We start from the raw sequence: 26,483 nt of genomic DNA on the forward strand, positions 1-26,483 counted from the left end.
ACCCGTGCGCGCGTCAGACCCCCGTGCCACGATGGGGGCATGCGCTTCGTCGTCCGCGTGGCCGTCAACGCCTTCGCCATCTGGATCGTCACCCTGCTCCCGGCCCTGCAGGTGACGCTCACCCCCTTCGCCCCCGGCGAGGGACTGCAGGTGGCGCTCACGCTGCTGCTGGTCGGGCTGATCTTCGCCCTGGTCAACACCATCGTCGGCACGGTCGTGAAGATCGTCGCCATCCCGCTCTACATCCTCACCCTCGGACTCATCTCGCTCGTCATCAACGGCTTCCTGCTGTGGCTGACCGCGGTCATCACCTCGAACTGGGACTGGGGCCTGCGCACCGGGGAGTTCTGGCTCACCGTCGTCGCCGCGCTGCTGATCGGCATCATCAACGCGATCCTCGGCGGCCTCCTGCGGCCGCGGAACGACGAACGCTCACGCCGCTGATGCGCTGACGGCCGCTCCCCGCCATGATGGAGGGATGACCGCGAGTGCCGACGCGCCCTTCCGCGTCGTCTTCGTCTGCAGCGGCAACATCTGCCGGTCGCCGATGGCCGACGTGGTGTTCCGGCGTATCTCGGAGGAGGCGGGCCTCGGATCGCGCGTCGTCTCGACCTCGGCGGGCACCGGAGACTGGCACGTCGGCGAACGCGCCGACCACCGCACCCTCGCCGCCCTCGAGCGTCTGGGCTACGACGGCGCCGCGCATCGCGCACGGCAGTTCACGTTCGCCGACTTCACGCACAACGACCTCGTCGTCGCGCTCGACCGCAGTCACGAGCGCGTCCTGCGCGGGTGGGCCCGTCACGACGACGACGCCGACAAGATCGCACTGCTGCTCTCCTTCGTCCCGGATGCCGAGACCCTCGACGTCCCCGACCCCTACTACGCCGGGCCACCGATGTTCGACGAGGTGCTCGGTATGATCGAACGCGCCAGCCGAGCCCTGTTCCGGCAGCTCGAGCCCGCCATCCGTGCCGCGGGCTGACTTCTTCGCGCGACCCCCGGGAGACCCGTGTCCGCTCTGCCCCCGCAGCCCCTCAGCCCGCTCGACGGTCGCTACTTCGCCACCGTCTCGGAGCTCGGCGACTACCTGTCGGAGGCGGGCCTGAACCGCGCCCGCGTCGAGGTCGAGGTCGAGTGGCTACTGGCCCTCACCGACCGGTCGCTGTTCGGCACGTCACCCGTCTCGGATGCCGATCGCACGCGCCTGCGGGCCCTGTACGAGGAGTTCGGCGCCGACGAGATCGCCTGGCTCAAGGAGAAGGAGGCGGTCACCCGCCACGATGTGAAGGCCGTCGAATACCTCGTGCGCGACCGTCTCGACAGCCTCGGACTCACCGCCCTCGCCGAGCTCACGCACTTCGCCTGCACGAGCGAGGACATCAACTCCACCGCCTACGCCCTCACCGTGCAGCGCGCGGTGGAGCGCGTGTGGCTGCCGAAGCTTCGCTCGGTCACCGCCGCCCTCGCCGCCCTCGCCGTCGAGCACCGCGACGCCGCGATGCTCTCCCGCACGCACGGCCAGCCCGCGACCCCCACCACGATGGGCAAAGAGATCGGCGTGTTCGCGTGGCGCCTCGAGCGCGTCATCCGTCAGCTGGATGCCGGCGAGTACCTCGCGAAGTTCTCGGGTGCGACCGGCACCTGGTCGGCGCACGTGGCCGCCGAGCCCGACGTCGACTGGCCCGCGCTGACGCGGGAGTTCATCGAGTCGCTGGGCCTCGGTTTCAACCCGGTCACGACGCAGATCGAGTCGCACGACTGGCAGGTCGAACTGTACGACCGCGCGCGCCACGCGGGCGGCATCCTGCACAACCTCGCCACCGACATCTGGACCTACATCTCGCTCGGATACTTCACCCAGATCCCCGTCGCGGGGGCCACGGGGTCGTCGACGATGCCGCACAAGATCAACCCGATCCGGTTCGAGAACGCCGAGGCCAACCTCGAGATCGCCGGCGGACTGTTCGCCACCCTGGCATCCACCCTCGTCACGAGCCGGATGCAGCGCGACCTCACCGACTCCACGACGCAGCGCAACATCGGCGTCGCGTTCGGCCACTCGCTGCTCGCGCTCGACAACCTGCAGCGCGGTCTCACCGAGATCTCGCTCGCGGAAGACGTGCTGCTGGCCGACCTCGACGTGAACTGGGAAGTACTCGCCGAGGCGATCCAGACCGTCGTGCGCGCCGAGATCGCCGCGGGCCGCTCGCGGATCACCGACCCGTACGCGCTGCTCAAGGACCTCACGCGCGGACGCCGGGTGGGCGCTCCCGAGCTCGCCGAGTTCGTCCGCGGCCTCGACATCGGGGATGCCGCGAAGGAGCGCCTGCTGGCGCTCACCCCGGCGGCGTACGCCGGCCTGGCCTCGCGGGTGGTCGACTCGCTGTAAGCCCCCCTCAGCGCGCGGTATTCCGAACCCGGATGCCGCGCGCTGACGCATTCCCGCGACGGTATGCGTCCGGGGAGTGGACGCGCGGGGCTCTCTGGCCCTACGGTGTTGACGTCAACATCCCCACGCGGCCCTGGGTCGCCCATGCGTCGCGACGTCGCGACGCGGAACGGAACCGACGCGATGACGCATCGACGCGCCCTCTCTTCCCGCCGACTCCTCGCGGCCGCCACGGTCGCGGTGGTCGCCGGGGCACTGGCATCCCCCCTCTCCGCCGTCGCCCTCGACACCGACCCGAACGACGGCGTCCCCCGTGTCGATCCCCCGGTGACTTACTCGAAATTCGAGCCGCTCGCCGACCCCGGTCGCGGTGCCTCCGACTACCTCGAGCCGAAGTGGTACGACACCGACGGGCGTCACATCCAGGCGCACGGCGGCCAGGTCGTCACGACCCAGGAGAACGGGCAGACCGTCTACTACTGGTACGGCGAAGACCGCACCAACGGGTACTGGAACAGCCCCGGTGTCGCGGTGTACCGCTCGACCGACGCCCTGAACTGGACCAACCTCGGCGACGCGCTGCGCAGCATCACGACGCGGGACGACCTGCTCACCCCGTACTTCGAGAACCTCTACGACACCGTCGACGAGAACGGGCAGCCCCGCAACGAGAAGATCGACGCGCTCGCCTACCACCTGAACTCGCAGCGATCGGCGGACTACACCGCGATCTTCGAGCGCCCCAAGGTGCTGCACAACGACAAGACCGGCCAGTGGGTCATGTGGTGGCACGCCGACGGCCGCACCGAGCCCGGCGGCAGCACCTACGCCCGCTCCATGGCCGCGGTCGCCGTGTCGGACTCCCCCGCGGGTCCGTTCCGGATGGTCGGCGCGTTCCGCATGCCCAACCGCACCGACTACACGGCCTGCTCGCAGTGGGCCGTGCCGGGCCAGGCGCGCGACATGACGGTGTTCCAGGACGACGACGGCAAGGCGTACATCTCGTACTCGTCGGAGGAGAACTCCTCGCTCTACGTCGCCGAGCTCGACGACAGCTACACGAATGTCGTCAAGACCACCGACACCGACACCCTCGGCATCCACCAGTACTCGGAGGACGGGCGGTACCCCTACGTCCTGGCCGACGGCAGCGCCGACGCGCCCGTGCGCGGCGAGGACTTCCAGATCGTGAAGGAGTGCGGCTACCTCGAGGCGCCCGCGCTGTTCGAGCGGGACGGCACCTACACCGCGATCGCCTCGGGGGCGACGGGGTGGGCCCCGAACCCGCAGACGTACTACACGACGACCGACCTCATGGGCTCGTGGATCCGCGGCGTCCAGGCCGGCGACGCGAACGAGGACACGTACTACAGCGCGATTCCCGACGGCGGTGACGGCCTCCTGTCGATCGGCGACACGAACCGCTCGACCTTCGGCTCGCAGGCCACCAACGTCTTCGAGCTCGAGCCCGGCAAGTTCGTCTACATGGGCGACCGCTGGAACGAGGGCGAATCGAACTCGACCTACGTGTGGCTGCCGCTCACCGTCGGCGAGGACGGCCGCCTGGAGATGCACAACCCCGCCGCCGAGGACCCCGCGCGCTACGGCGACGGCTGGGACGCCTCGTACTGGGATGACAAGGGCTTCGGCCACGGCACCTGGTCGCTCACCCCGAACGCGGTGCCCCTGACGGTCCGCCGCGGCACCACCGCGAACCTGCCCGCGACGGTGAACGTCGACTCGGACGGAACGGTGGGCCCCGTCGCCGTGACCTGGTCGACGCTCGACACCAGCGTGCTCGGCCCGCAGACGGTGACCGGCACGCTCGCCGCCGACGCGCACTTCACCGCGGGGCGCACCTTCCAGCGCACCATCACGGTCACCGAGCCGGGGATCGCGAACATCGCGCCCGAGGCGACGGTCTCAGCGTCCAGCCGCAGCAACCTCGTCGGCACCGTCGTCGACGGCAACCCCACCGGCAAGGGCTGGGACGACTGGACCGGCAACGGCTACCCGCGCGACAGCTGGCTCGCCTTCGACTGGGGCGTGACCCGCACGTTCGACTCGATCGTCGTGCACACCTACAAGGACGGGTCGACGGCCACGTGGCCCTCGCGCATCCAGACGCAGTACCGCGACGACTCCGGCGCGTGGATCGACACCGAGGTCGGGGCGACCCTGTCGCAGGATGCCGGACAGTCGGCGCCCGTGGCCGTGATCGACGCCCGGTCCCTCCCCGCGGCCAGCGCCCTGCGCCTGCGCCTCACGAGCGAGGCGAACACCTGGCAGTCGATCGCCGAGGTCGACATCTGGGGCAACGCCTCGATCCCGAACGTGTGCCGCGGCGGCGACGCCACGGTCTCGGCATCCTTCCACCAGACGAAGTGGGCCACGATGCCGGCCGGCAACGCGTGCGACGGCAAGCAGAACACGCAGTGGTCGACCTGGACCGACGCGGGATTCCAGGATGCCGCGACGTTCACCATCGAGACGTGGGAGATCCACCGCCTCGACCACGTCACCTTCACCAACATCGAGGGCACGATCGCGGGCCTGAGCGCCGAGTACCGCACCCCGTCGGGCGAGTGGCTGCCGGTCGTGCCGACGGGTGACGCGCCGGCGGTCGTCAACGGCACCGAGACGACCCTGTCGTTCACGAAGGTCCTGGCCACGGGCCTGCGCCTGACGTTCGCCACCCCGGGCTCGTACCTCAAGATCCCTGAGATCGTGGTGCCCGAGGCGGGTGGGATCGCGGCGATCACGCCGCTGCTGGGCTCCGAGCCCAACGAGGCCGGATGGTTCCGCGCTCCGGTGAAGGTGCAGCTCTCGCACGACGGTGGGGCCGACGTCGTCGTGCAGCACCGCATCGACGACGGCGAGTGGGTCGACGGCACCGATGTCACGGTCGACACCGACGGCGCGCACACCGTCGGCTACCGCGCCCTTATCGACGGCGTCGAGCAGGAGGACGTCACCGGGTCGGTGGCCGTGCCCGTCGACACCGTGGCCCCGGTCACGGGAGCCGACGTCACCGCGGCCTCGTCGGCCCGCGCCCTGGCCCTCCCCGACCTCACGGCGTCGGTCGCGGCACCGGGCCAGGTCCTCACGCTCCTCGCGACGGATGCCACCTCGGGAGTCGCCACCACCGAGTACTCGCTCGACGAGGGGACCACCTGGACCGTCGGCACGGAGGTGTCGTTCACCGAGGCCGGCACCTACCGGGTGTGGTTCCGGTCGACGGACGTCGCCGGCAACGTCGAGGAGACCCGCACCGCGGAGCTCACCGTGACCGCCCCGGGCGACGGCGGAACGGACCCGGGCACCACCCCCGCCCCCTCGCCCTCCGCCACCACGCCGGGATCGACCGCGGGCACCGGGGGAACGGCATCCGGGACCGCCGGCGCATCGGACGCCCTCGCGCTCACCGGCACCGAGGCGCCGATCACCCTCGCCGTCGGCGCGATCCTCGCGCTGCTCGCGGGCGCCGGCGTGCTGCTGATCCGGCGCCGCCGCGCCTGACGCACCACGATCGCCCCGGGACCGTTGCGACGGTTCCCGGGGCGATCCCGCGTCTGCGGCCGCCGGGGAGAATGGATGCCGTGCGCGCGATGATCATGGATGCCCTGGCCGAACCCCTCGAGGTGCGCGAGGTGCCCGCGCCGACGGCGCCGGCGGGCGGCGTCGTGGTCGAGGTGCACGCGACCGGACTGTGCAAGAGCGACTGGCACGCGTGGGTGGGCCACGACGACGTCGCCCTCCCCCACGTCCCCGGGCACGAGCTCGCGGGCGTGATCGCCGAGGTCGGGACAGGGGTCGCCGACTGGGCGGTCGGCGATCGGGTCACCGTCCCGTTCGTCATGGGCTGCGGCGAGTGCGAGTGGTGCCGGAACGGTGACGCACAGGTCTGCCCGCGTCAGGAGCAGCCGGGATTCACCCAGTGGGGCTCGTTCGCCGAACGCGTCGTCGTGCGGGCGGCCGACACCAACCTCGTCGCGATCCCGGACGGGGTGTCGTTCGAGGCGGCGGCGGCCCTCGGATGCCGCTTCGCCACCGCCTTCCGCGCTCTCACCGGCCGCGCGCGCGTGCGTGCCGGCGAGTGGGTGACGGTCGTGGGGGCCGGGGGCGTGGGGTTGAGCGCCGTGATGATCGGCGCCGCCCTGGGCGCCCGCGTGATCGCCGTCGACCGGACGCCCGCCGCGCTCGACGCGGCGCGCCGTCTCGGCGCGGAGCACACGATCCTCGCCGACGGCGTCGACGTCCCACGGGCGGTCGACGCGCTCACGGACGGCGGGAGTCACGTGTCGATCGACGCCGTCGGCAGCGCGCAGACCGCGCGCGACGCCGTGCTGAGCCTGCGCCGACGCGGCCGTCACGTGCAGATCGGGCTGCTGCCGACCGCGGACGGCCAGACGCCCATGCCGATGGCCCGTGTCATCGCGTGGGAGCTCGACCTGCTCGGCAGCCACGGCATGGCGGCGGCGGACTATCCCGCGATGCTCGACCTCATCGCCCGCGGGACGCTGCGGCCGCAGGATCTCGTCGAGCGGGTCGTGGGTCTCGACGAGGCCGCGGAGATGTTGCCGCGCATGGACACCGCCGCCCCGGCGGGCATGACGATGATCGACCCGCGGCGGGTCTGAACGTCGGCGCGGGAGTCAGCCCCGAGGAGCCTCGGGGCCGTCCGGGCTCTCGGGGGCCGCGGACGTGTCGTCGTCCTTCGGCAGGAGGAGCGGGCGATCGACCGTCTTCGTGACCTGAGCGGGGTCGACGGCGAGCAGCAGCAGCGCGACGCTGACGAGCACGACGATGAAGGTGACACCGGCGGCGATGGCGCCGATGACGAGCGCGCGCTGGATCTCGTCGGCGGGGCGGGCCTGGAAGGCCCCCATCGACACGAGGGTCACGATGCCGGCGAAGAGCGCGGCGACGAAGGCGAGCCCGAGCAGCTGGACGGGCTTCATGAGATCGCGGCGGGTGGGCTTGTGGTCGGTCATGATGCGGCCTCCTCGGCGGGTACGGCCGGAACCGGCTCCGGGCGGCGGGGCGAGAAACCGGCGATCGCCAGGTACACGGCGATGATCGCCGCGTAGCCGCCGAAGATGCCCACCGCGATGGTGATCCCCGTGAGGGTGAAGGTGCCGGCGCCCTCGATCGTGTAGTCGTACGAAAAGGCCGGGCTGGTGAGAAGGAAGCCGACCGCCAGGATGAGCGTGATGATCCCCACCGTGAGACCGTCGCGGGAGTCGGGGCGCCCGGCGCGGCGGTCGCGCACGGCACCGATGATCTCGAGCGCACCGGACACGACCGCCCACACGATGACGAGGACGAAGAAGAAGGTCGTCGTCCGCCACGCGCCGACGCTGGCCGCGAGCCCGGCGAGCCCGCTCACCACCGCCAGCAGGATCGGCGTCGTCCGCTGACCGCTCGGGTACACGAGCCACACCGACAGCACGAGGACGAGGGCGGTGGCCAGCGCGAACCCGCTGAACACGCTCGAGCCGACGGCCGCCGAATGATCCGACGAGAACGTGACCATGACCGCCGCCAGGGCGGCGAAGAAGGCGCGCGCCAACTGGACGTGGCGCACATCGAAGGAGCGCACAGAAGCAGGAGTGGTCACGGAGGGTCCCGGAGAGACGGAGTCGATGGCATCCAGTCTATTCCCCGCCGGCTGAGCGCCCTCCGTGTGCACCGACGTCGAGATATCCCGCTCAGGCCGTCGGGGCCCCCACCTCTTCCTTCTCGGCCAGGGAGCGCGCCACCGCCTCGGCGACGCGGGCGTCCTCGGCCGCCTGACGACGACGGCGGCGAGCGCGCAGCCAGCGCGGGCCGAAGACCGCAGCCGCGACGATCAGCAGGAGCGCGACGAGGATCGGCCACGGAACGGCCCACCCCATCGCTGACGCGGTCACCGGGTCGAGGTCGGAGGTGGAGCCCGAGGCATCCGTCACCGTGGGGGTGGCCGTCACCGACGCCCACACGAGTCCCATCGCGGCCACCGCGGGCACCCGGACGTCCCGCTGCCAGGACTCGCCGGGGAGCAGCGTCGGCGCGGGCTCACCGGGAGCCGCCGTCACCTCACCCCACCCGAACGGACCGGCGACGGCGTCGGCCTCCCCGGCGGTGAGCGAGACGTTGCCGGTGTTGTGCAGGCTGTAGTGCACCGTCGCGTCACCGAAGAGGAAGGGCACGAGGCCGCCGTCCCAGTCGACGCCGAGTCCCTCGACCGTCAGGGCCGGGGCCAGATCGCCGCCGACCCGGATGCCGGTGCGGATGCCGAGGCGACGGTCGACGTTGACGTTCGCGGACTGGTCGGCCACGGTGAGCGAGGTCACCACGCCACCGGCGTAATCGCCGGGGGTCGCGTCGGCGGGGATGTCGACGGTGAACGGCACCTCGACGGTCTGCCCGGCGGGCACCGAGACGTGGTGCTCGGGGACGACGATCCATTTGCCCACGCCCACGGGTGCCTCGGCGGCGAGCCGCAGATCGAGGGCGCCGGTGGAGGTCGTGTAGCCGTCGGCGGCGTAGACGTCGAGCTCGACGGTCTCGGTCCCGCGGTTGGCGACGACGATGCCGTCGTCGAGGTGCGCGCCGGGGTTCAGTGCGTATGAGAAGTTCGTGCGGTCGGCGCCCAGCGAGTTCGAGGCGGTGCGCACGGTCCACGTGACGTCGTCGGTGGCCGCGGATGCCGCCGCGGGCACGCCGACCAGAGCGGCGGCGGCGGCGAGGAGCGGCGCGAGAGTCGCAGCGAGGAGACGGGGGAAGTTGTTCATGAGGGTCCTTCGGGAAGGACCGGCGGGGAGGGGCGCTCCCCGCCGGTCCGGTTCGCTGGTCAGCCGGCCAGCGCGGTGAGGGTCAGGGTCGCGCGGTAGCTACCCTTGTCGATCGTGTTCGGGATCTTCAGGTCGAGGTCGGCGCCGACGACACCGGCACCGCGGTCGTGGCCCATGGGAGCCGAGCTGAGCGAGCGCGAGGTCGACAGGCCGTCGCCCCCGTCGTAGCCCGAGCCCACAGCGTCACCCGCGACGGCGCCGGCACCCGGCGTGACGACCTTGGGCGTCCAGCCGAGGTAGGTGCCGGAGAAGGTCTTCTGACCGTCGACGAAGTCGCCCACCGAGGCCGAGATCGACCACGCGGCCTTGCTGGCGCGCGTGTCGGTGACCGTGATCGGGTTGATCTGACCGGTGGCCTCGAAGTACTGGAAGTTCTTCTCCTCCGCCGTGCCGAGGTCGACGAGACCGTTGTGACCGTTGATGGTCCAGCCGAACTCACCGGGAGCGCCCGTGGGGACGTCGACCTGGATGTCCTGGCCGTCGCCGTGGTTCGGGTGGATGGTGACCTCGTCCTGGATGGAGCCGATGGCCTCGGCCGGCTTGGTGCCGTTGTCGGGGCCGCACCACAGGACGTTGCCGCGCTCGACGGCCGCGTTCGGGGCCTGGCAGTTGCCCGAGCGGATGTTCTGCACGACGAGCTGGTCCTTCTGCACCTGGACCTTCACGTACGTGCGGACGTGCTCCTGGTTCTGCACCGAGTTGTACCAGTAGCTGCTCGGGTTCAGCGGGTCGGCGCCGTTCCCGGCACCGCTCGTGCCGCTGTTGTCGGGCGCGGTGATGTCGTAGTACTTCGAGCCCGAGGACGAGTTCGCCGTGACGTAGACGACGCCGCCGGGGCCCTCGAACACCTCGTCCTGGCCGGGCTGCTCGGCGGGGTTGGCCTTGGCGCCGTTCTTGATCTCGTACGAACGCGAGTAGCTGTGGTCGTGACCCTGGAGGACGAGGTCGACGCCGAGCTTCGAGAACGTCGTCGGGAAGTCGACGCGACGGATCTTGTTGTCGGCGTCCTTCGCGTGGTCGGCCGGCGAGTAGATCGCGTGGTGGTACACGAGGACGGTGTACTTCGCCTCGGCGCCGTGCTTGTTCACGACGTCGGTGACGTACGCCACGTGCGCGTCGTCGCCGCCGCCGCCCTGGGAGGTGGAGTAGCTGTTGCTGTTCAGGTCGATGAACAGCGTGTCCTTGTAGATGAACCAGTAGTCGCCACCGGACTCGGTGCCGGTGCTGGACGCACCCTTCCGGTAGTACGCGGCCGAGCGGTCGGTGTTCGGCGTGTAGAGGTGCTGCTCGTACGCCTTGCCGCCCACGTCGTGGTTGCCGATCGTGGCGACCCAGGGGTACTGACGGAGCTGATCGGGCGCGAGGAACGAGGTCCACTGCGCCTCGGTGTTGGCCGTCTCGACCTGGTCGCCGCCCGAGACGAGCAGCTCCGCGTTCGGGTTGGCGTTCACGGCGACGTTCATCGTGTCCTGCCAGCCGGCCTGGTCCTTGGCCAGGTCGCCGGACGAACCGATCTGGGGGTCGCCGAAGAACAGGAAGTCGTAGTCGCCCTCGAACGACTGCGTCTTGAACGCGTAGGTCGACGACCAGTTGCCGTCGGAGCCCACGCGGTACGAGTACGCCGTGTTCTCGGCGAGGCCCGTGATGGTCGAGTGGCGGTTGTAGCCGCCGCTGGAGGCGATGTTCGCGGTCCCGGATGCCGAGAACGTCGTCGCCGTGGCGGGGAACTGCCCGTTCACGAGCGTCGAGGTCGGGGCGACCTGCACCGTCTGGGTGGTGTCGGCCGAGGAGTACCAGGTGACGATGCGCTGCGATTCGTCGGCTCCGACGCCGAGGATGACGCCGGAGAGGGTGGCCGACGTGTCGGCCATCGCGGCCGGAACCGTCGCCACGCCCGTAAGAACGAGCGAGGCGCCGACGGCGGCCGTTGCGATCCACGAGACACGACGACGCGTGAGCGCCCCGTGCGACGTCGATGCGGTGAGGAACATGGCTGTCCGTTTCTCTAGGTGAGGGCCCGCGGTCGGCGGGCTCTCTCACGCTCCGCCCGCTCGGTGACCATCGCGTGAATGGTTGACCGAGGACATGTATCGATCAGCGCAACGGCGATCACTCGATGCCGAGGATGCGCTGCACGAACCAGATCAGCCCGGCCACGGTCACCACGACGGCGAGCAGGCCGCTCGCCCACATCCCGATGCGGGGGTAGCGGCGGCGCAGCAGGACGAGCAGCGGGAAGACGACGACGATGATGCCGATCTGCACCGCCTCGATGCCGATGTTGAACACCAGCAGCGACCACAGCAGCGTCCACGACCAGGGTTCGTCGATGCCGAGCGCGGACGCGAAGCCGAGGCCGTGCACGAGGCCGAACAGGAACACCACGCCCACGCGCAGCCAGCCGGCGCGGTCGAGTCGGAGGAATCCGTGCGCGTGCGAGAGGTCCTGATCGACCTTGCCCCCGCGCCAGAGTCGCCACAGGTACCAGGCGCCGACGACGGCGATGGACAGCGCGATCGTGGGTTCGACGATCTCCGCGGGGGCGGCCACGAGACCCGTGGCGGCCAGGATGAAGGTCACCGAGTGCGCCAGCGTGAACGTCGTCGCGGCGATGACGACCTCGCGGAGCCGCCGCGATCCGACGATCAGGGCGAGCAGGAACAGGATGTGGTCGATCCCGGTGAGCAGATGCTCGGCGCCGAGCCGGAAGAACTCCCAGAAGCGCTCGAGGGTCGACTGCGCCGTGGTGAACGACGGGTGCTCGGCATCCAGGACCGTGCTCCCCTCGTGGATGTCGAGCGCGTACGTGAGGATCGTCTTGGTGTCGGTGACGAAGCCCTCGTCGTCGGGGAACAGGGTGGAGACGACCTCGTGTCCGTTCTCGGACGGCGGACACGCGTAGTCGACCTCGAGGACGGCGTAGGGCACCCCCTCCTGCTGCGTCATCGTGATGCCGTCGGCGAGCGTGGGCGTGCAGCCCCCGCCGTCCCCGGCGATGCGGAAGTGCCGCCCGACATAGCTCGCCACGTCGTCGCGGTACTGCTCGAGGGCGGCGACCTGCTGCGCCGCGTCCCCGGCCTCGAACGCCGCCGTCCCCGCCTGGAACAACGGGTCGTCCTGCGCCGCATCGGCGGCGGACACGACGAGGAGGTCGTACTCGAGCTGGAGCTGGGCCCGCACCACCCCCGTGCCGCCGCTGGACAGATCGGCGAAGGCGACGGACGACATCCCGTGCGCCTGCGCGGGCGTCGCCGAGAACAGCACCGCGAGCACGCCCGCGCCGACGAGGAGGACGCGCAGGACGCGTCGGAACACTGCAGACATGATGGCCTTTCCGCGGACGAGCGTGCTCCGCGGGTGTGAACGGTTGTCCGCGGTGGGGGGAACGGAAACGGAACGTGCGCCCTGCGTTCTCCCGCACGCCACCCACGTCCCGCAGGGTGGAGCGGTGACACGCAGGATGACGGCGGCGGCGATGCTCGCGGCGGCGCTGATGCTGACCGGATGCTCGACCGCGTCGGGGTGGGAGGCGATGCGCGCCGCGCCCGCGCCGATCGGTTCCCCGGCCGCGGGTTTCGCCCCCGCCACCCCGCCGGCGCCGGAATCCACCCACTCCCCCGCTCCCGGGTCGTGGGACGACGTGAAGGCCCCCGCCGGGTACCGCGTGGTGCTGCTGACGGTCGGCGATGACGCCCCCACCACGACCCTCGTCGACGCGGTGCAGGGCTGGGCGGCCGAGACCGGGGCCGACCTGCGGGTTGTCCACGCCGACGCCGACATGATCGACGGAGCCGTCGAGGCGATGGGCATGAACCCCGACCTCATCATCAGCGCGGGCGATGCGCTCGTCGACCCGCTCGCGACGGTGACCGCGAACCACCTCGACCGGCAGTTCCTCATCGTCGGGGCGGAGCTGGCCGAACCGACCGAGAACGTCACCGCCGTCGACTGGACCGGTGCCGCCTACCGCGGCGAGGGGTTGGGCACCGCGTCGGCCTACGACCCGGCGTCCTTCACGCCCGAGCGCGCCGCGGCCGCCGTGCGCGCCGGCGTGGCGTCGGTGCTGACCGGCCAGCGCGGCATCGTTCTCTGGATGGACTGAACGAGCCGAGTGGGGCGACGGCGCCTCACCCGACGGGGCGTCGACGACGACGGACCAGGATGCCGATCCCCAGCGCCGTGACACCGAGCACGACCGCGACGGCCAGGGCGGCCGCGTCCCGTCCGGTCGCGGGGAGGTCGGACCGGGGGCCGGCCGGCGCTGCCGTGGACGGCGTCGGCGAGGGTGCGGCGGAAACCGTCGGCGTGGGTGTCTGACGCGCGCTCGGCGGCACCTCGACGACGATGATCTCGGTGTCCGCGCCACCGGCCCCGTCCGCGGGGGTGGGCGCGGGGGCGATCGCCGTCGTGACGGCCAGGAGGATCGCGAACGCGGGCGACATCGTCCACCCCCTCTCGGCATCCACTGTGGGCAATCGAGGTGTCCGGTTCGGCCGCGCCGGCTGTCGGGAAGTCGAACGGCGGGGGACGGGCGGGCACGGGGGGCGATGCGGGCGCTGACGTAGGAGAGGTCTGACCACTACCGAGGATTTGCACTGATCGTAAATTCCGCGATTCTTTTGGTCATATTGGTCGCAAAGACATGCACAGCGGCCCCTAACGTCAACGCATGACCCCGTCTTTCGACCTCACCGCCGCGCCCTCGGTGGCGCCCCGTGCGGTGTTCTTCGTGTCGGACAGCACCGGGATCACCGCCGAGACACTCGGGAACGCCCTCCTGGCGAACTTCCCCGGTGCGCGCTTCGAGCGGCACACCGTCCCCTTCGTGGACAGTGCCACGGCGATCGAGTCCGTCGAACGAGCCGTGCTGCGGTCCGCGGCGGCCGGCGAGGCGCCCATCGTCTTCGCGACGCTGAAGGACGCCGGCATCCGGGCCCGTCTGGCCGCATCCGCGACCGTCGTGATCGACCTCCTCGCCGGGCACCTCACCGAGCTCGAGACCGCGCTCGGCGCCACGGCCGAGACGCGCGCCGGGCAGTACCACGGCCTCGGCGACCTCGAGCAGTACTTCCGTCGCATGCGGGCGGTGGAGTTCGCCATCGAGCACGACGACGGCCAGAGCGAGCGCGATCTCGCCAGCGCCGACGTGATCATCGTCGCACCGTCCCGCTGCGGCAAGACCCCCACCACGATGTACCTCGCGCTGCACTACGGGCTCCTCGTGGCGAACTATCCGCTCACCGACGACGACTTCCCCACCGACGGGCTGCCGCGCATCGTCGCGCCGCACGCCGACCGCTGCTTCGGGCTCACCACCACCGCTCTCCGGCTCAGCCAGGTGCGACACGAGCGCCGCCCGAACTCGACCTACTCCAGCCTCGCCCAGTGCACCCTCGAGATCCGCCGGGCCGAAGACCTCTACCGCCGTACCCACATCCCGTTCCTCAGCTCCGCGACCCGGAGCGTCGAGGAGATGTCCGCCGTGATCCTGCAGTCCATGAATCTGCGTGACCGACCCCACGAAAGGCCCCTCACATGACCAACATCCTGCGCTTCGACGAGATCGGCATGGGCGACCTGGCCCGCGTCGGCGGCAAGAACGCCTCGCTCGGCGAAATGGTGTCGCACCTGGCATCCGCCGACGTCCGCGTCCCCCCGGGATTCGCGACGACCTCCGACGCCTTCGGGCGCTTCCTCGCCCACGACGGGCTCGACGCCCGGATCCGCGCCGCGGTCGAGGGCATCGACGTCGACGACGTCGCGGCCCTCAGCCAGCTCGGCGGGCGCGTGCGCGCGTGGATCGAGGAGCAGCCCTTCCCCGCCGACCTCGAGGCCGACATCCGCACCGCCTACGCCGCCCTCGTCGCGGGCGAAGCCGATCCCGAAACGGTCACCTGGGCCGTGCGCTCCAGCGCCACCGCCGAAGACCTCCCGGACGCCTCGTTCGCCGGGCAGCAGGAGACCTTCCTCAACATCGGCGGGATCGAGAACATCCTGCAGGCGATCCGGCGGGTCTTCGCCTCGCTCTACAACGACCGCGCGATCGCGTACCGCGCGCACCACGGCTTCGACCACCACGAGGTCGCCCTCTCCGCCGGCGTGCAGCGGATGGTGCGCTCCGACGTGGGCGCCTCGGGCGTCATGTTCACCCTCGACACCGAGTCGGGCTTCGAGGACGCGGTGTTCCTCACCAGCTCGTACGGTCTCGGCGAGGCGGTCGTCCAGGGCGCGGTGAACCCCGACGAGTTCTACGCCTACAAGCCCGCTCTGCGCGCGGGACGTCCCGCGATCCTCAAGCGTTCGGTCGGCGAGAAGGCCATCGCCATGCGGTACACCGACGGACGTCACGTCGACGGCAGCACGGCCTTCGTCGAGGTGGATGCCGCCGACCGGGCGCGGTTCTCCCTCACCGACGCCGAGGTCGAGGAGCTCGGCCGCATCGCCCTCGTCATCGAGGAGCACTACGGCCGCCCGATGGACATCGAGTGGGGCAAGGACGGAATCGACGGGCGGCTCTACGTGCTGCAGGCGCGGCCCGAGACCGTCGTGTCGCGGCAGTCGGCCAATGTGCTGCGCCGGTTCGTGCTCGCCGAGCGCAGCCCGGTGCTCGTGGAGGGTCGCGCGATCGGGCAGCGCATCGGTGCGGGACGCGTCCGCGTGCTCCGCTCGATCGACCAGATGGCCGACTTCGCCCACGGCGACGTGCTCGTGGCCGACATGACCGATCCCGACTGGGAGCCGATCATGAAGCGCGCGTCGGCGATCGTCACCGACCGCGGCGGCCGGACGTGCCACGCCGCGATCATCGCGCGCGAGCTCGGCATCCCCGCCGTGGTCGGCACCGGCGTCGCGACGCACGCCCTCACCGACGGCCAGGAGGTGACCGTCTCGTGCGCGGAGGGCGATGACGGCGTCGTGTACGACGGCATCCTGGACTTCGCCGAGGAGATCACCGAACTCGACCGGATGCCGTCCGCCCCCGTGAAGGTGATGATGAACGTCGGCACACCCGACCAGGCGTTCGCGTTCTCGCGCCTGCCGCACGCGGGCGTGGGCCTGGCCCGCCTGGAGTTCATCATCAACCGGCAGATCGGCATCCACCCGCGGGCCCTGCTCGAGCTCGACCGCCTCGACGGCACCCTCGCCGACGACATCCGCGCCCGCATCGCCGCCTACCCGTCGCCCGATGAGTACTTCATCCGGCGCGTCGCCGAAGGCGTGTCGATGATCGCGGCGGCGTTCGCCCCCGAGCCGGTGATCGTCCGGCTGTCGGACTTCAAGTCCAACGAGTACGCGAACCTCATCGGCGGCACGCTGTACGAGCCCGACGAGGAGAACCCGATGCTGGGCTACCGCGGCGCCGCCCGCTACGTCTCGCCCGAGTTCCGCGCCTGCTTCGACATGGAGTGCGAGGCCCTGCGCCGCGTCCGCGACGAGATGGGTCTCACGAACGTACAGATCATGGTGCCCTTCGTCCGCACGGTCGGCGAAGCCAAGGCCGTCGTCGACCTGCTCGCGCAGAACGGGCTCCGCCGGGGCGAGAACGGCCTGAAGGTCGTCATGATGTGCGAACTGCCCGCCAACGCGATCCTCGCCGAGCGGTTCCTCGAGCACTTCGACGGCTTCTCGATCGGGTCGAACGACATGACCCAGCTGACGCTGGGCCTGGACCGCGACTCGGCGCTCATGGCATCCGCCTTCGACGAGCGCGACCCGGCGGTGCTGCACCTGCTGGGGATGGCGATCGACGCGTGCCAGCGTCAGGGCAAGTACGTCGGCATCTGCGGCCAGGGCCCCAGCGACCACCCCGACTTCGCGCAGTGGCTCGTCGCGCGCGGCATCCAGTCGCTGTCACTCAATCCCGACACGGTGGTCGAGACCTGGCTCGCGCTCGCGGCGAACGAGCGGCCCAAGGCCGAGATCCTCGCGCAGGCGCACCTGTCACAGCTCTGAACCGACGACGCCGGCCCTCCGCCGCGGGTCCGCTCCCACCGTGAAGCGAACCCCGGCGGAGGGAGGCGCGGAGGCGCGGAGCGCGTCCACCGCCTCCCCCGCCTGGTCGCCGAGCCCGACGAAGTAGCGGCGCCCGTCGGTGGTGGTCAATCGCACGGTGCGGGACTCGCCCATGCTGACGAGGATGCCCGGGCCGCGAGGGCTGCCCGTGACACCCCACCCGCCGAAGTCCTCGACGGCATCGACCTCCGCCACATCCACCCGCGCCAGCTGATCCCATCGGAGGCGGCGCCCCCAGAACGGCACCACCGAGACCGAGACCCCGCGCTCCCCCGCCCGGAGGCGCACCCCCGAGCAGAACGTGACGACCACCAGGGCGACGACCGACAGCAACGCCACGGTCGCCCCGGCGGGGGTGTCGACCTGCACGACCCCCAGGAGGAGGAGGATCACCGGGCCGACGAACAGCAGGGCGCGCGAGGCCGGGTTGAGGGGTCGCCGGGCGAGGGTGCGCATGAGGGGGTCCTTTCGTCGGCCGGGGATCGCGACGCTACGGCGGGGTCGGCGGTGGGCGGAATGCCCCTCCGGCCACACCCGGCTGGACCTCCCGCCAGCCCGCGCGGCCGGGATCCGCGAAGCGTCAGCCCAGCGGCACCCGCGCCACGACGACCCAGTCATCGGCCTCGCGCCCGGCGCGCAGGTCGCCGCCCACTTCCCGCACGAGCCCGGCCATCCGCGCGACGCCCGTTCCCGCGGAGGGGATGTCCTCCCGCCGCACGGCGGGGAGCGCGTTGCGGACGGTGAGTTCGGCGTGGGTCTCGTCCGCCCGTACCGTCAGCACGACCGTGCCGGGTGCGGCGTGCTTCAGCACGTTCGTCAGGGACTCGCGCAGCACGCGGGCGAAGACGACGCCGACCCGGCGGGGCGCCCGGGGCAGGGGCGCGGCGTGGACATCGACCCGGTAGCCGGCGGCCGTGAGCGTGTCCGCGGCCTCCCGCACCGCGGCCGCGGGGTCGGACGCGAACCCGGGCGTCGGGGACTCCTCGTCCGCGGCGATCTCGATGAGGTAGCGCAGGTCACCGAGCGCGTTGCGCGCGGTGACGCCGATCGTCGCTTGCGCCGTCTGTCGCACGGTGGCGTCGGGATCGTCCAGGAGCTGCGCGTGCAGGGCGATGACCGTCAGGTCGTGGGCGATCCCGTCGTGCAGGTCTCCCGCGAGCCGGCGTCGCTCGAGAGCCGCCGCCGCCTGCTCGCGTTCGCGGGACCGCACCAGCTGCGCGCCGAGCTGCTCACCGCGGGCTTGGGCCCCGCGCAGGAGCAGCCCGATCCCGCCCAGGACGATCGCCACCACCACGAACCCGACGGCCGTCGAGGGCCCGGATGCCGGTTGCCGGGCGACCGCGACAGCGGCGACGACGAGCGTGGCCGAGTACCCGAGGACGAGAGCGCCGGTGCCGAGCCGGACCACGCACAGCGCGGCGATCGCGAACGCGAGGAACGTCGGGTGCGACAGCCCCGCCGGGAAGGACAGCACCAGGGCCGCCCCGAGCGACGCAGTGCCGGCGGCCGCCGACCAGAGATAGAGCGCGAACAGTGCCGTGACGACGAGCTCGAACAGCCCGTCGGTGGTGTCGCCACCGACGTCGGTGACCATCGAGATCACGCTCAGCGCGACGGCGGCCAGCAGCAGGACGACGAACGCCGTCTTCTCGACGCGCGTCAACGGGGTGGTCTTCCGCAGCCACGAGCGATCCCGTGGTGCGTTCACGTGGGCGCCTGCGGACACCGCTCCATTGTGACTCGCGTGCCCCCGTGGTACCCGAAACCCGGGGGCACGCGTCAGGAACAGAGGCCAAGCAGACGGCAGAGCGCAGTCCAGATTCCGGACCGAATCATCATCATGCGGTGTCCCTCGTGTTCCCGGTCGTTGCCCCGGTCCGAGGATCTCCGGCGGCCGTGCGCGGGCGCAGTGGACCTTCGACCACATCGCTGGACGAAGGTCCAGGGAGGCTGCTGGGTAGGCTCGCGACATGGCCGAGATCCGCGTGCTCCTCGTCGACGACGACCCGCTGGTGAGGTCGGCCCTCGCCCACTTCCTCACCCGCGAGGAGGGCACCACCGTGGTCGCCGAGGCGGGCGACGGTCGCGACGCGCTCGACCAGGTCGGTCGCCATCGACCGGACGTCGTCCTCATGGACGTGCGGATGCCGCGCATGGACGGCATCGACGCGACCGCGCAGATCGCGCAGCGCTGGCCCGACGTGCGCGTTCTCGCCGTGACGACCTTCGACACGGTCGACACCGTCCTGCCGATGCTGCACGCGGGCGCTTCCGGCTACCTGCTGAAGGACTCACCCGCCGAGGAGATCGTCGCGGGTGTGCGGCGCGTGCACGAGGGCACGACGTCCCTCTCCCCCCGGATCGCCGCCCTGCTGGTCGAGCACGTGCGAGAGCGCGAGCGTCCGACGTCGGCCGCCTCACCCGACCTGGAACCTCTGACGGACCGCGAGGGCGACATCCTGCGGTGCCTGGCACGCGGAATGTCCAACGCCGAGATCGCCGCGGAGCTGATCGTGTCGGAGGGGACCGTCAAGGCCTACCTCGGCCGCATCATGACCAAGTGGGGCGTCCGGGACCGCGTCCAGATCATCGTCGCCGCCGCCCGCGCGGGGCTGATCGCCTTCACCTGACGGCGGGGCTCCGGGCCGGGAGGTATCTGGGGCATCCCCCGGCCCGGAGGTCTAGGAGACCGTTTCGCTCTTCCGGCGCCCGGCGCGGGTCTGCGGGATCTCGGGCTCGGCGTGGGCGGCGGCCTCGGCATCCGTCACCTTGGGCTTCCGCGGCCACCAGAACCGGTCGCCCGCGATGAACGCCATGGCGGGGACGATGACCGTGCGCACGAGGAGCGTGTCGATGAGCACGCCGATGCAGACGATCACGCCGATCTGGGTGAGCGTGATGAGCGGCAGCACCCCCAGCACGGCGAACACGGCGGCGAGCAGGATGCCGGCGCTCGTGATGACCGCGCCGGTCGCGGCGAGCGCGCGGATCATGCCGTTCGTGGTCCCCAGTGTGCGCGTCTCCTCCTGCGCCCGGGTGACGAGGAAGATGCTGTAGTCCACGCCCAGGGCCACCAGGAACAGGAAGCTGAACAGCAGCACGTTCGTGTCGATCGCGGGGAAGCCGAACAGCGGGGTCTGGAAGAGCCACCATGCGGCGCCCACGGCGGAGAAGAAGCTCGCCACCACGGCGATGAGCAGCAGCACGGGCGCGAGGAGCGCCCGCAGCAGGATCACGAGCACGATGAACACGAGCACGAGGATGAGCGGGATGATCAGGTTCTGATCCCGCTGCTGCGCACCGGCGACGTCGAGAGCCTGGGCGTCGAGACCGCCCACGAGCGTCTGGCCGCTGCCGACCCCGTCGAGGTCGGCGCGCAGCCGCTCGATCGTGGCGAACGCCTCGGGCGTCTCGGCGGACGCGTTCAGGGTGACGTCGATGCGCGCCCAGTCGCTCGTCTCCTCGGCGAGACGGGCGGAGTCGACCCCCTCGATGCTCCCGGCCGCCTCGAGGACGGCGTCGGCGTCGGCCACCGGGGCCACGACCGTCGCGGGCGACGTCGCCCCCGCCGAGAACGCCTCCGCCAGCACCTGCTGGCCCTTCACGGCGTCGGGCTTCTGCAGGAAGCGGTCGTTCTGCGACAGCCCCGTCTGCACGAAGAACAGGCCGCTGGCCAGGGCCCCGAGCACGACGGCACCGGTGAGGGCGACCACTACGGGGCGCTTCGAGACGCCGCGGCCGAGCTTGCCCCACGGGCTGCGGGCGATCGCGTCGGGCGAGCCGAAGCGGGGGACGTACGGCCAGAACAGCCAGCGACCGAACAGCACGAGGGCGGCGGGCAGCACGATGAGGGCGAACGCCATCGCGACGATGACGCCCACGGCGCAGGCGAGCCCGAGCGCACGGTTGCCCGACAGCTCGCCCAGGAGCAGGGTGGCCAGGGCCAGCGCGACCGTCGACCCGCTCGCGATGATCGCGGGCCCGGCTCCCCGGACCGCCCGACGCATGGCCTCGCGGCGGTCTTCGGCCAGGCGCAGCTCGTCGCGGTATCGGGCGATGAGCAGCAGGGCGTAGTTCGTTCCCGCGCCGAAGACGAGGACGGACAGGATGCCGGTGACCGAGGCATCCAACTGCACTCCGGCGAGCGCGGCGACGCGGCGGGCGACGATGCCGGCGGACGCGTCAGCGGTGCCGATGACGACGAGCGGGACGAGCCACAGCCAGGGGCTGCGGTACGTGATGAGCAGCAGGACCGCGACGACGATCACGGTGGTCAGCAGCAGCGTGAAGTCGGCGCCGTCGAAGACCGCCGCGATGTCGACCTCGAAGCCCTCGGGACCGGTGAGGTAGGTGTTCACGCCGGTGAGGCCGTCGGCGGCGAGGGTGCGAATCTCGTCGGCGCGCTCGCTTTGCGCGGCGACGTCTTCTTCGGGGGTGAGCGGCACGACGAGCAGCGCGACGGTGCCGTCCTCCGACACCTGGGCGGGCGGGATGAATCCGTCGGGGGTGAGGTCGACGAGGTCGCCGAACGCCTTCTGCTGGATCGCGGCGACGGTGTCGGCGGGGAGGGCCTCGCCGTCGTCGGACGCGAAGACGAGCAGGGCCGAGGTGGTGTCGGCATCCGGGAAGGTGTCGAGGATCTTCTGCACCTGGACGGACTCGGCCGAGTCGGGAAGACCCGAGCCCGGCGCCGTCTCGGACGAGGAGCCGGAGCCGAGGACGAACAGAGCGGCGACGCCGGCGAACGCGACGACCAGCACGATCCAGGACGTGCGGGCCGAGGTGAGGAAACGCAGGAAGCCGTTCATCGTCGTCTTTCGCTAGGTTTTGAAGTATCTCGAAAATCGAGATACGAGAAAGGTAGCGCAATTTCGACGTAGGATGCCAGTCATGGAAGCGACGGAATCTTCCACGGTCCCCGCCGGTCCGGGGTTCTCTCCCGTGCGGCCCGCGACCGTGCTCGTGCGCGCCCTCTTCAGCGCCGGCACCGAGTTCGAGAAGTCGCTGCAGCACGAGCTCTCCGTCAACCCCACCGGCCTCGACGCCATGGGGCACCTCGTGATGTCAGGCCCGCTCTCGCCCGGCGAGCTCTCCCGCCGCCTCGACCTCACCACCGCCGCGACGACCGCGGCGATCGACCGTCTCGTCGCCCTCGGCCACGTCACCCGCGCGCCCCACCCCACCGATCGTCGCAGCCTGCTGGTCGTGCCGACCGAAGCGTCGGTCCATCGCGCGATGAGCCACCTCGCGCCCATGATCGCCTCGGTCGATGCCGTGCTCGACGACTTCAGCGAAGACGAACAGGCGGTCATCGCCCGCTACCTCGAGCGCGTGGTGGCCTCCTACGGCGCGCCCGCCGACGACGGCACCGCCCGGCCGCGGTAGGAGTCCGGGCGACTACGCCTCGAACAGCACCGAGGTCGCCCGGCGGATGTGCGCCTCGGTGAGGCTCGCGGCACGTTCCGCGTCGCCGTCGAAGATCGCCTCGGCGATGGCGCGGTGCTCGCGCTGCAGCAGCGCCGACTGGTCGCCCCAGTCGGCGTTGCGCTCGATCGCGTGCAGCAGCGGAACGCGCACGGCCTCGCGGATGGCCCCCGTCAGCGCGGCGGAGAGGCCGCTGCCGGAGGCATCGGCGATCGCCAGATGGAACCGCGTGTCGGCCTCGTTGAACGCTCCGCGGGCGCCGATCGCAGCCTCGCCCGCGGCAAGCGCGGCCTCGATCTCGGCACGGGCGGCGGAGTGGAGGTCGCGTGCGGCCGAGGCGGCGGAGGCGCGCTCGAGCACGATGCGGGCCTCGGTGACGTCGTGGATGGTGAAGTTCGACAGCGCCACGTGCAGACGCAGGAAGCGGGTGAGCGCCTCGCGCGGGAGGGCCGCGACGAAGGTTCCCGCGGCGGCGCCGGCGCCGGGCTGCGAGCGCAGCACGCCCTGACTCTCGAGCACCCGCACGGCCTCACGCACACCGGCGCGACTGACCTCGAGGTTCGCTGCGAGCTCGCGCTCGGGTGGGAGGGCGTCCCCGACCTTGAGGACACCGGAGAGGATGCGGTCCTCGATGACCTCGATCACCAACTCGTGGGCGCGAGCTTTGCGGACCGGGAGCCAGAGGTCGCCAGCAGCGTCCTCGACGTCGGGAACGGATGCCATGACCTGCCGCCTTCGGGAGTGGGTGTTGACAGCGTATCGGTCCAGCCGTTACCTTGCGTTAGCGGTCTGACCTCTAAAAGGTTGGCGCTTCGCAACAACGTCGTTCGAAGGAAGGCCCCGATGTACACCCCCGAACTCGCGCCGATCGGCGCCAGCATCGTTCTCTCGGCTCTCGTGGCGAGCCTCCCGTTCCTCACGGTGTTCCTCGCCCTCGGCGTGCTGCGGTGGAAGGCGCACTGGGCCGGCCTGTCCGGCCTCGGCGTCGCGCTGCTGGTGGCGGTGTTCGGTTTCCGGATGCCGGTCGACCTCGCCGCGCTCTCCGCGACGCAGGGCTTCGTCTTCGGCCTCTTCCCGATCATGTGGATCGTGCTCAACGCCATCTGGCTGTACGAGCTCACGGTGCGCAGCGGCCGGTTCGAGGATCTCCGCCTGGTCATCAACGCCCTCAGCGACGACCCCCGCATCCAGGCGATCATCATCGCGTTCGGCTTCGGCGGACTCCTGGAGGCGCTCGCCGGCTTCGGCGCACCGGTCGCCATCACGGGCGTCATGCTCATGGCGGTGGGCTTCACCCCGATGCGCGCGGCCGTCATCGTGCTGCTGGCCAACACCGCCCCGGTGGCGTTCGGCGCCGTCGGCACCCCGATCGTCACCGCGGGGAGCCTCACCGGAATCGACTACCGCGAGATCGGCGCGTACGTCGGCCACCAGACCCCGCTCGTGGCGCTGTTCGTGCCCTTCATCCTCGTGCTGCTGGCCGACGGCTGGCGGGGGCTCAAGGAGACCTGGCCCGCCGCCCTCACGTTCGGTGCGATCTTCGCCGTCGCCCAGTGGGTCAGCGCCACCTGGATCTCGGTCGAGCTGACCGACATCGTGGCATCCCTCGCCGGAATCGCCGCCGCCGTCGTGCTGCTGCGCTTCTGGCAGCCCCGCGGCACCGCGGCCGCCCGCGAGCGCCTGCTCAAAGAGCGCGCGACGAGCCTCGTCGGAGCGAGCGTCCCCGGCTCGGGCGGAGGGGCCGGGACGACGGATGCCGAGACCCCGGCCGCGCGTCCGCGGCTCACGCCCCGCACGGTGTTCCTGGCGCTGTTCCCCTACCTGCTGGTGATCGTCGTGTTCTCGCTGGCGAAGCTGTGGACGCCCGTGAAGACGTTCCTCGCCTCGACCGACGTCAAGATCCCGTGGCCCGGCCTGGACGGCAACATCCTGACCGCGAGCGGCAAGGCCGCCGGCTCCACCGTCTACACGTTCGCGTGGCTGTCGTCCGCCGGAAGCCTGCTGATCCTGTGCGGCATCGTCGTCGCGCTCGTCTACCGCCTGCCGCTGCGGGAGGCGGGCCGGGCCTGGATCCAGACCCTCGTGAAGCTCCGCTTCTCGCTGCTGACCGTCGGCTCGGTGCTCGCGCTCGCCTACGTCATGAACATGTCGGGCATGACGCTGACGATCGGCGCCTGGATCGCCGGCACGGGCGCGCTCTTCGCCTTCCTCTCCCCGATCCTCGGCTGGTTCGGCACCGCCGTGACCGGCTCCGACACGAGCGCCAACGCCCTGTTCGCCACCCTGCAGCAGAGCGCCGCCCTGCAGGCCGGTATCGACCCGACGCTGCTGGTCGCCGCGAACACCTCCGGCGGCGTCATCGGCAAGATGATCAGCCCGCAGAACCTCGCCATCGCCGCGACCGCCGTCGGCCTCGTGGGTCAGGAGTCCACGATCCTGCGCAAGGTCATCTGGTGGAGCGTCGGCATGCTCGTCGTGATGTGCCTGCTCGTGGGACTGCAGTCGTCGGTCCTGTCCTGGATGCTCCCGTAACCTCCTCCCCCTCTCGAAAGGCACGCCATGTCCGCCGTGACACGCCAGTTCCCCAACCCGGTCGAGCTGCTCGAGCTGATGCAGTTCAAGCGCCCCGACTTCAACGGACGCCGCCGCCGACTGAACTCCGCCCTGACGATCGCCGACCTCCGCGACATCGCGAAGCGTCGCACGCCGGCCGCCGCGTTCGACTACACCGACGGCGCCGCGGACAGCGAAGAGGGCCTCGCCCGCGCCCGCCAGGCCTTCGCCGACGTGGAGTTCCACCCGTCGATCCTGCGCGACGTGTCGCACGTCGACACGAGCTGCCAGATCTTCGGCGGCTCGTCGGCCCTGCCGTTCGGAATCGCCCCGACCGGGTTCACGCGCCTCATGCAGACCGAGGGCGAGATCGCCGGCGCCGGCGCAGCGGGAGCCGCCGGCATCCCGTTCACCCTCTCCACGCTGGGCACGAGCTCGATCGAGTCGGTCAAGGCGGCCAACCCGCACGGACGCAACTGGTTCCAGCTGTACGTGATGAAGCAGCGCGAGATCTCGTACGCGCTGGTCGAGCGCGCCGCGGCAGCGGGCTTCGACACGCTGTTCTTCACCGTCGACACCCCCGTCGCCGGCGCCCGTCTGCGCGACAAGCGCAACGGCTTCTCGATCCCGCCGCAGCTGAGCGTGTCGACGATCATCGACGCACTCCCCCGCCCCTGGTGGTGGTGGGACTTCCTCACCACGCCCAAGCTCGAGTTCGCCTCGCTCAGCGCCACCGGCGGCACCGTCGGCGAGCTGCTGAACTCCGCCATGGACCCCTCGATCTCGTTCGACGACCTCGCCGAGATCCGGGCGCTGTGGCCCGGCAAGCTCGTCATCAAGGGCGTGCAGAACGTCGAGGACTCCCGGCGCCTCGCCGACCTGGGCGTGGACGGCATCGTCCTGTCCAACCACGGCGGACGCCAGCTCGACCGCGCCCCCGTGCCGTTCCACCTGCTGCCCGACGTGGTGCGCGAGGTCGGCGCCGACACCGAGATCGCGATCGACACCGGCATCATGAACGGCGCCGACATCGTGGCATCCATCGCCCAGGGAGCGAAGTTCACCCTGATCGGCCGCGCGTACCTGTACGGGTTGATGGCCGGGGGCCGCGAGGGCGTCGACCGAGCGATCCAGATCCTCGCCGACCAGGTCGTCCGCACGATGCAACTGCTGCAGGTGACCTCGCTCGCCGAGCTCACGCCCGCGCACGTGACGCAGCTCGAGCGCCTCGTCCCGCGCCGGGTGGGCGCGCGGGTCTGATCCCC

General features: G+C 71.2%; 22 protein-coding genes. 12 read left to right on the forward strand and 10 right to left on the reverse strand.

The features are described from left to right. Positions 1-39 precede the first annotated feature (39 nt). The 5 genes from P8R59_RS05360 to P8R59_RS05380 all read left to right on the forward strand — a co-directional run bounded on the left by P8R59_RS05360 (position 40) and on the right by P8R59_RS05380 (position 7,032). Positions 40-444 (forward strand): phage holin family protein, encoded by a 405-nt coding sequence (locus tag P8R59_RS05360; protein ID WP_278103069.1) that lies wholly within the window; start codon positions 40-42, stop codon positions 442-444. A 34-nt stretch (positions 445-478) separates the two neighbouring features. Continuing rightward, on the forward strand, positions 479-985 hold the full coding sequence (locus tag P8R59_RS05365) for a low molecular weight protein-tyrosine-phosphatase (protein WP_077051154.1): 507 nt from the start codon (positions 479-481) through the stop codon (positions 983-985). 27 nt (positions 986-1,012) lie between these two features. Continuing rightward, complete coding sequence (gene purB, locus P8R59_RS05370) at positions 1,013-2,392, forward strand: adenylosuccinate lyase (protein WP_278103070.1); 1,380 nt, start codon at positions 1,013-1,015, stop codon at positions 2,390-2,392. Positions 2,393-2,575: 183 nt separating this feature from the next. Then, positions 2,576-5,911, forward strand: coding sequence for an OmpL47-type beta-barrel domain-containing protein (locus P8R59_RS05375; protein WP_278103071.1), 3,336 nt, complete (start codon positions 2,576-2,578; stop codon positions 5,909-5,911). 80 nt (positions 5,912-5,991) lie between these two features. Beyond that, positions 5,992-7,032 (forward strand): zinc-dependent alcohol dehydrogenase family protein, encoded by a 1,041-nt coding sequence (locus P8R59_RS05380; RefSeq protein WP_278103072.1) that lies wholly within the window; start codon positions 5,992-5,994, stop codon positions 7,030-7,032. A 15-nt stretch (positions 7,033-7,047) separates the two neighbouring features. Here P8R59_RS05380 and P8R59_RS05385 read toward each other — a convergent pair whose 3' ends face one another. The 5 genes from P8R59_RS05385 to P8R59_RS05405 all read right to left on the reverse strand — a co-directional run bounded on the left by P8R59_RS05385 (position 7,048) and on the right by P8R59_RS05405 (position 12,552). Beyond that, positions 7,048-7,386: an amino acid transporter gene (locus tag P8R59_RS05385; protein ID WP_278103073.1), complete on the reverse strand. Its 339-nt coding sequence runs from the start codon at positions 7,384-7,386 to the stop codon at positions 7,048-7,050. Then, entirely contained in the window at positions 7,383-7,994 is a 612-nt protein-coding gene (locus P8R59_RS05390) for an acyl-CoA synthetase (protein WP_278103074.1), read from the reverse strand. Before P8R59_RS05390 ends, P8R59_RS05385 begins: the two co-directional genes overlap by 4 nt. 109 nt (positions 7,995-8,103) lie before the next feature. Next, positions 8,104-9,168: a WxL protein peptidoglycan domain-containing protein gene (locus P8R59_RS05395; protein ID WP_278103075.1), complete on the reverse strand. Its 1,065-nt coding sequence runs from the start codon at positions 9,166-9,168 to the stop codon at positions 8,104-8,106. 59 nt (positions 9,169-9,227) lie between these two features. After that, complete coding sequence (locus P8R59_RS05400; RefSeq protein WP_278103076.1) at positions 9,228-11,219, reverse strand: purple acid phosphatase family protein; 1,992 nt, start codon at positions 11,217-11,219, stop codon at positions 9,228-9,230. A 118-nt stretch (positions 11,220-11,337) separates the two neighbouring features. Then, positions 11,338-12,552, reverse strand: a complete 1,215-nt coding sequence (locus P8R59_RS05405) for a HupE/UreJ family protein (RefSeq protein WP_278103077.1) — start codon at positions 12,550-12,552, stop codon at positions 11,338-11,340. Positions 12,553-12,676: 124 nt separating this feature from the next. Here P8R59_RS05405 and P8R59_RS05410 point away from each other — a divergent pair, with 124 nt between their 5' ends. Beyond that, entirely contained in the window at positions 12,677-13,330 is a 654-nt protein-coding gene (locus P8R59_RS05410) for a hypothetical protein (RefSeq protein WP_278103078.1), read from the forward strand. A gap of 25 nt (positions 13,331-13,355) precedes the next feature. On the opposite strand, the gene P8R59_RS05415 is transcribed toward P8R59_RS05410, so the two are convergent. Then, entirely contained in the window at positions 13,356-13,670 is a 315-nt protein-coding gene (locus P8R59_RS05415) for an LPXTG cell wall anchor domain-containing protein (RefSeq protein WP_278103079.1), read from the reverse strand. Between the two features lie 227 nt (positions 13,671-13,897). On the opposite strand from P8R59_RS05415, the gene P8R59_RS05420 reads away from it, so the two are divergent. Both P8R59_RS05420 and ppsA read left to right on the forward strand, forming a co-directional pair. Further along, positions 13,898-14,767 carry a pyruvate, water dikinase regulatory protein gene (locus P8R59_RS05420; protein WP_278103080.1) on the forward strand — a complete coding sequence of 290 codons (870 nt, stop codon included), beginning with the start codon at positions 13,898-13,900 and terminating at the stop codon, positions 14,765-14,767. Next, entirely contained in the window at positions 14,764-17,181 is a 2,418-nt protein-coding gene (gene ppsA, locus P8R59_RS05425) for a phosphoenolpyruvate synthase (protein ID WP_278103081.1), read from the forward strand. The genes P8R59_RS05420 and ppsA overlap by 4 nt, the downstream gene beginning before the upstream one ends. Here the strand turns inward: ppsA and P8R59_RS05430 are convergent. Then, positions 17,170-17,697 carry a hypothetical protein gene (locus P8R59_RS05430; protein ID WP_278103082.1) on the reverse strand — a complete coding sequence of 176 codons (528 nt, stop codon included), beginning with the start codon at positions 17,695-17,697 and terminating at the stop codon, positions 17,170-17,172. The genes ppsA and P8R59_RS05430 overlap by 12 nt on opposite strands. 124 nt (positions 17,698-17,821) lie before the next feature. Beyond that, positions 17,822-18,949, reverse strand: coding sequence for a sensor histidine kinase (locus tag P8R59_RS05435; protein WP_278103083.1), 1,128 nt, complete (start codon positions 18,947-18,949; stop codon positions 17,822-17,824). A 262-nt stretch (positions 18,950-19,211) separates the two neighbouring features. Between P8R59_RS05435 and P8R59_RS05440 the strand changes: the two genes are divergently transcribed. Further along, positions 19,212-19,871 carry a response regulator gene (locus P8R59_RS05440; RefSeq protein WP_278103084.1) on the forward strand — a complete coding sequence of 220 codons (660 nt, stop codon included), beginning with the start codon at positions 19,212-19,214 and terminating at the stop codon, positions 19,869-19,871. Between the two features lie 51 nt (positions 19,872-19,922). On the opposite strand, the gene P8R59_RS05445 is transcribed toward P8R59_RS05440, so the two are convergent. Beyond that, complete coding sequence (locus tag P8R59_RS05445) at positions 19,923-22,049, reverse strand: MMPL family transporter (RefSeq protein ID WP_278103085.1); 2,127 nt, start codon at positions 22,047-22,049, stop codon at positions 19,923-19,925. Between the two features lie 82 nt (positions 22,050-22,131). Between P8R59_RS05445 and P8R59_RS05450 the strand changes: the two genes are divergently transcribed. After that, positions 22,132-22,626 (forward strand): MarR family winged helix-turn-helix transcriptional regulator, encoded by a 495-nt coding sequence (locus P8R59_RS05450; RefSeq protein ID WP_278103086.1) that lies wholly within the window; start codon positions 22,132-22,134, stop codon positions 22,624-22,626. 12 nt (positions 22,627-22,638) lie between these two features. On the opposite strand, the gene P8R59_RS05455 is transcribed toward P8R59_RS05450, so the two are convergent. Next, complete coding sequence (locus tag P8R59_RS05455; protein WP_278103087.1) at positions 22,639-23,388, reverse strand: FadR/GntR family transcriptional regulator; 750 nt, start codon at positions 23,386-23,388, stop codon at positions 22,639-22,641. Between the two features lie 120 nt (positions 23,389-23,508). On the opposite strand from P8R59_RS05455, the gene P8R59_RS05460 reads away from it, so the two are divergent. Then, positions 23,509-25,197 carry an L-lactate permease gene (locus P8R59_RS05460; protein ID WP_278103088.1) on the forward strand — a complete coding sequence of 563 codons (1,689 nt, stop codon included), beginning with the start codon at positions 23,509-23,511 and terminating at the stop codon, positions 25,195-25,197. Positions 25,198-25,224: 27 nt separating this feature from the next. Then, a complete protein-coding gene (locus P8R59_RS05465) occupies positions 25,225-26,478 on the forward strand; it encodes an alpha-hydroxy acid oxidase (RefSeq protein WP_278103089.1) in 1,254 nt (417 codons plus the stop codon). Positions 26,479-26,483: the final 5 nt, after the last annotated feature.

The sequence above is a fragment of the Microbacterium proteolyticum genome (assembly GCF_029639405.1).
Classification (GTDB): Bacteria; Actinomycetota; Actinomycetes; order Actinomycetales; family Microbacteriaceae; genus Microbacterium.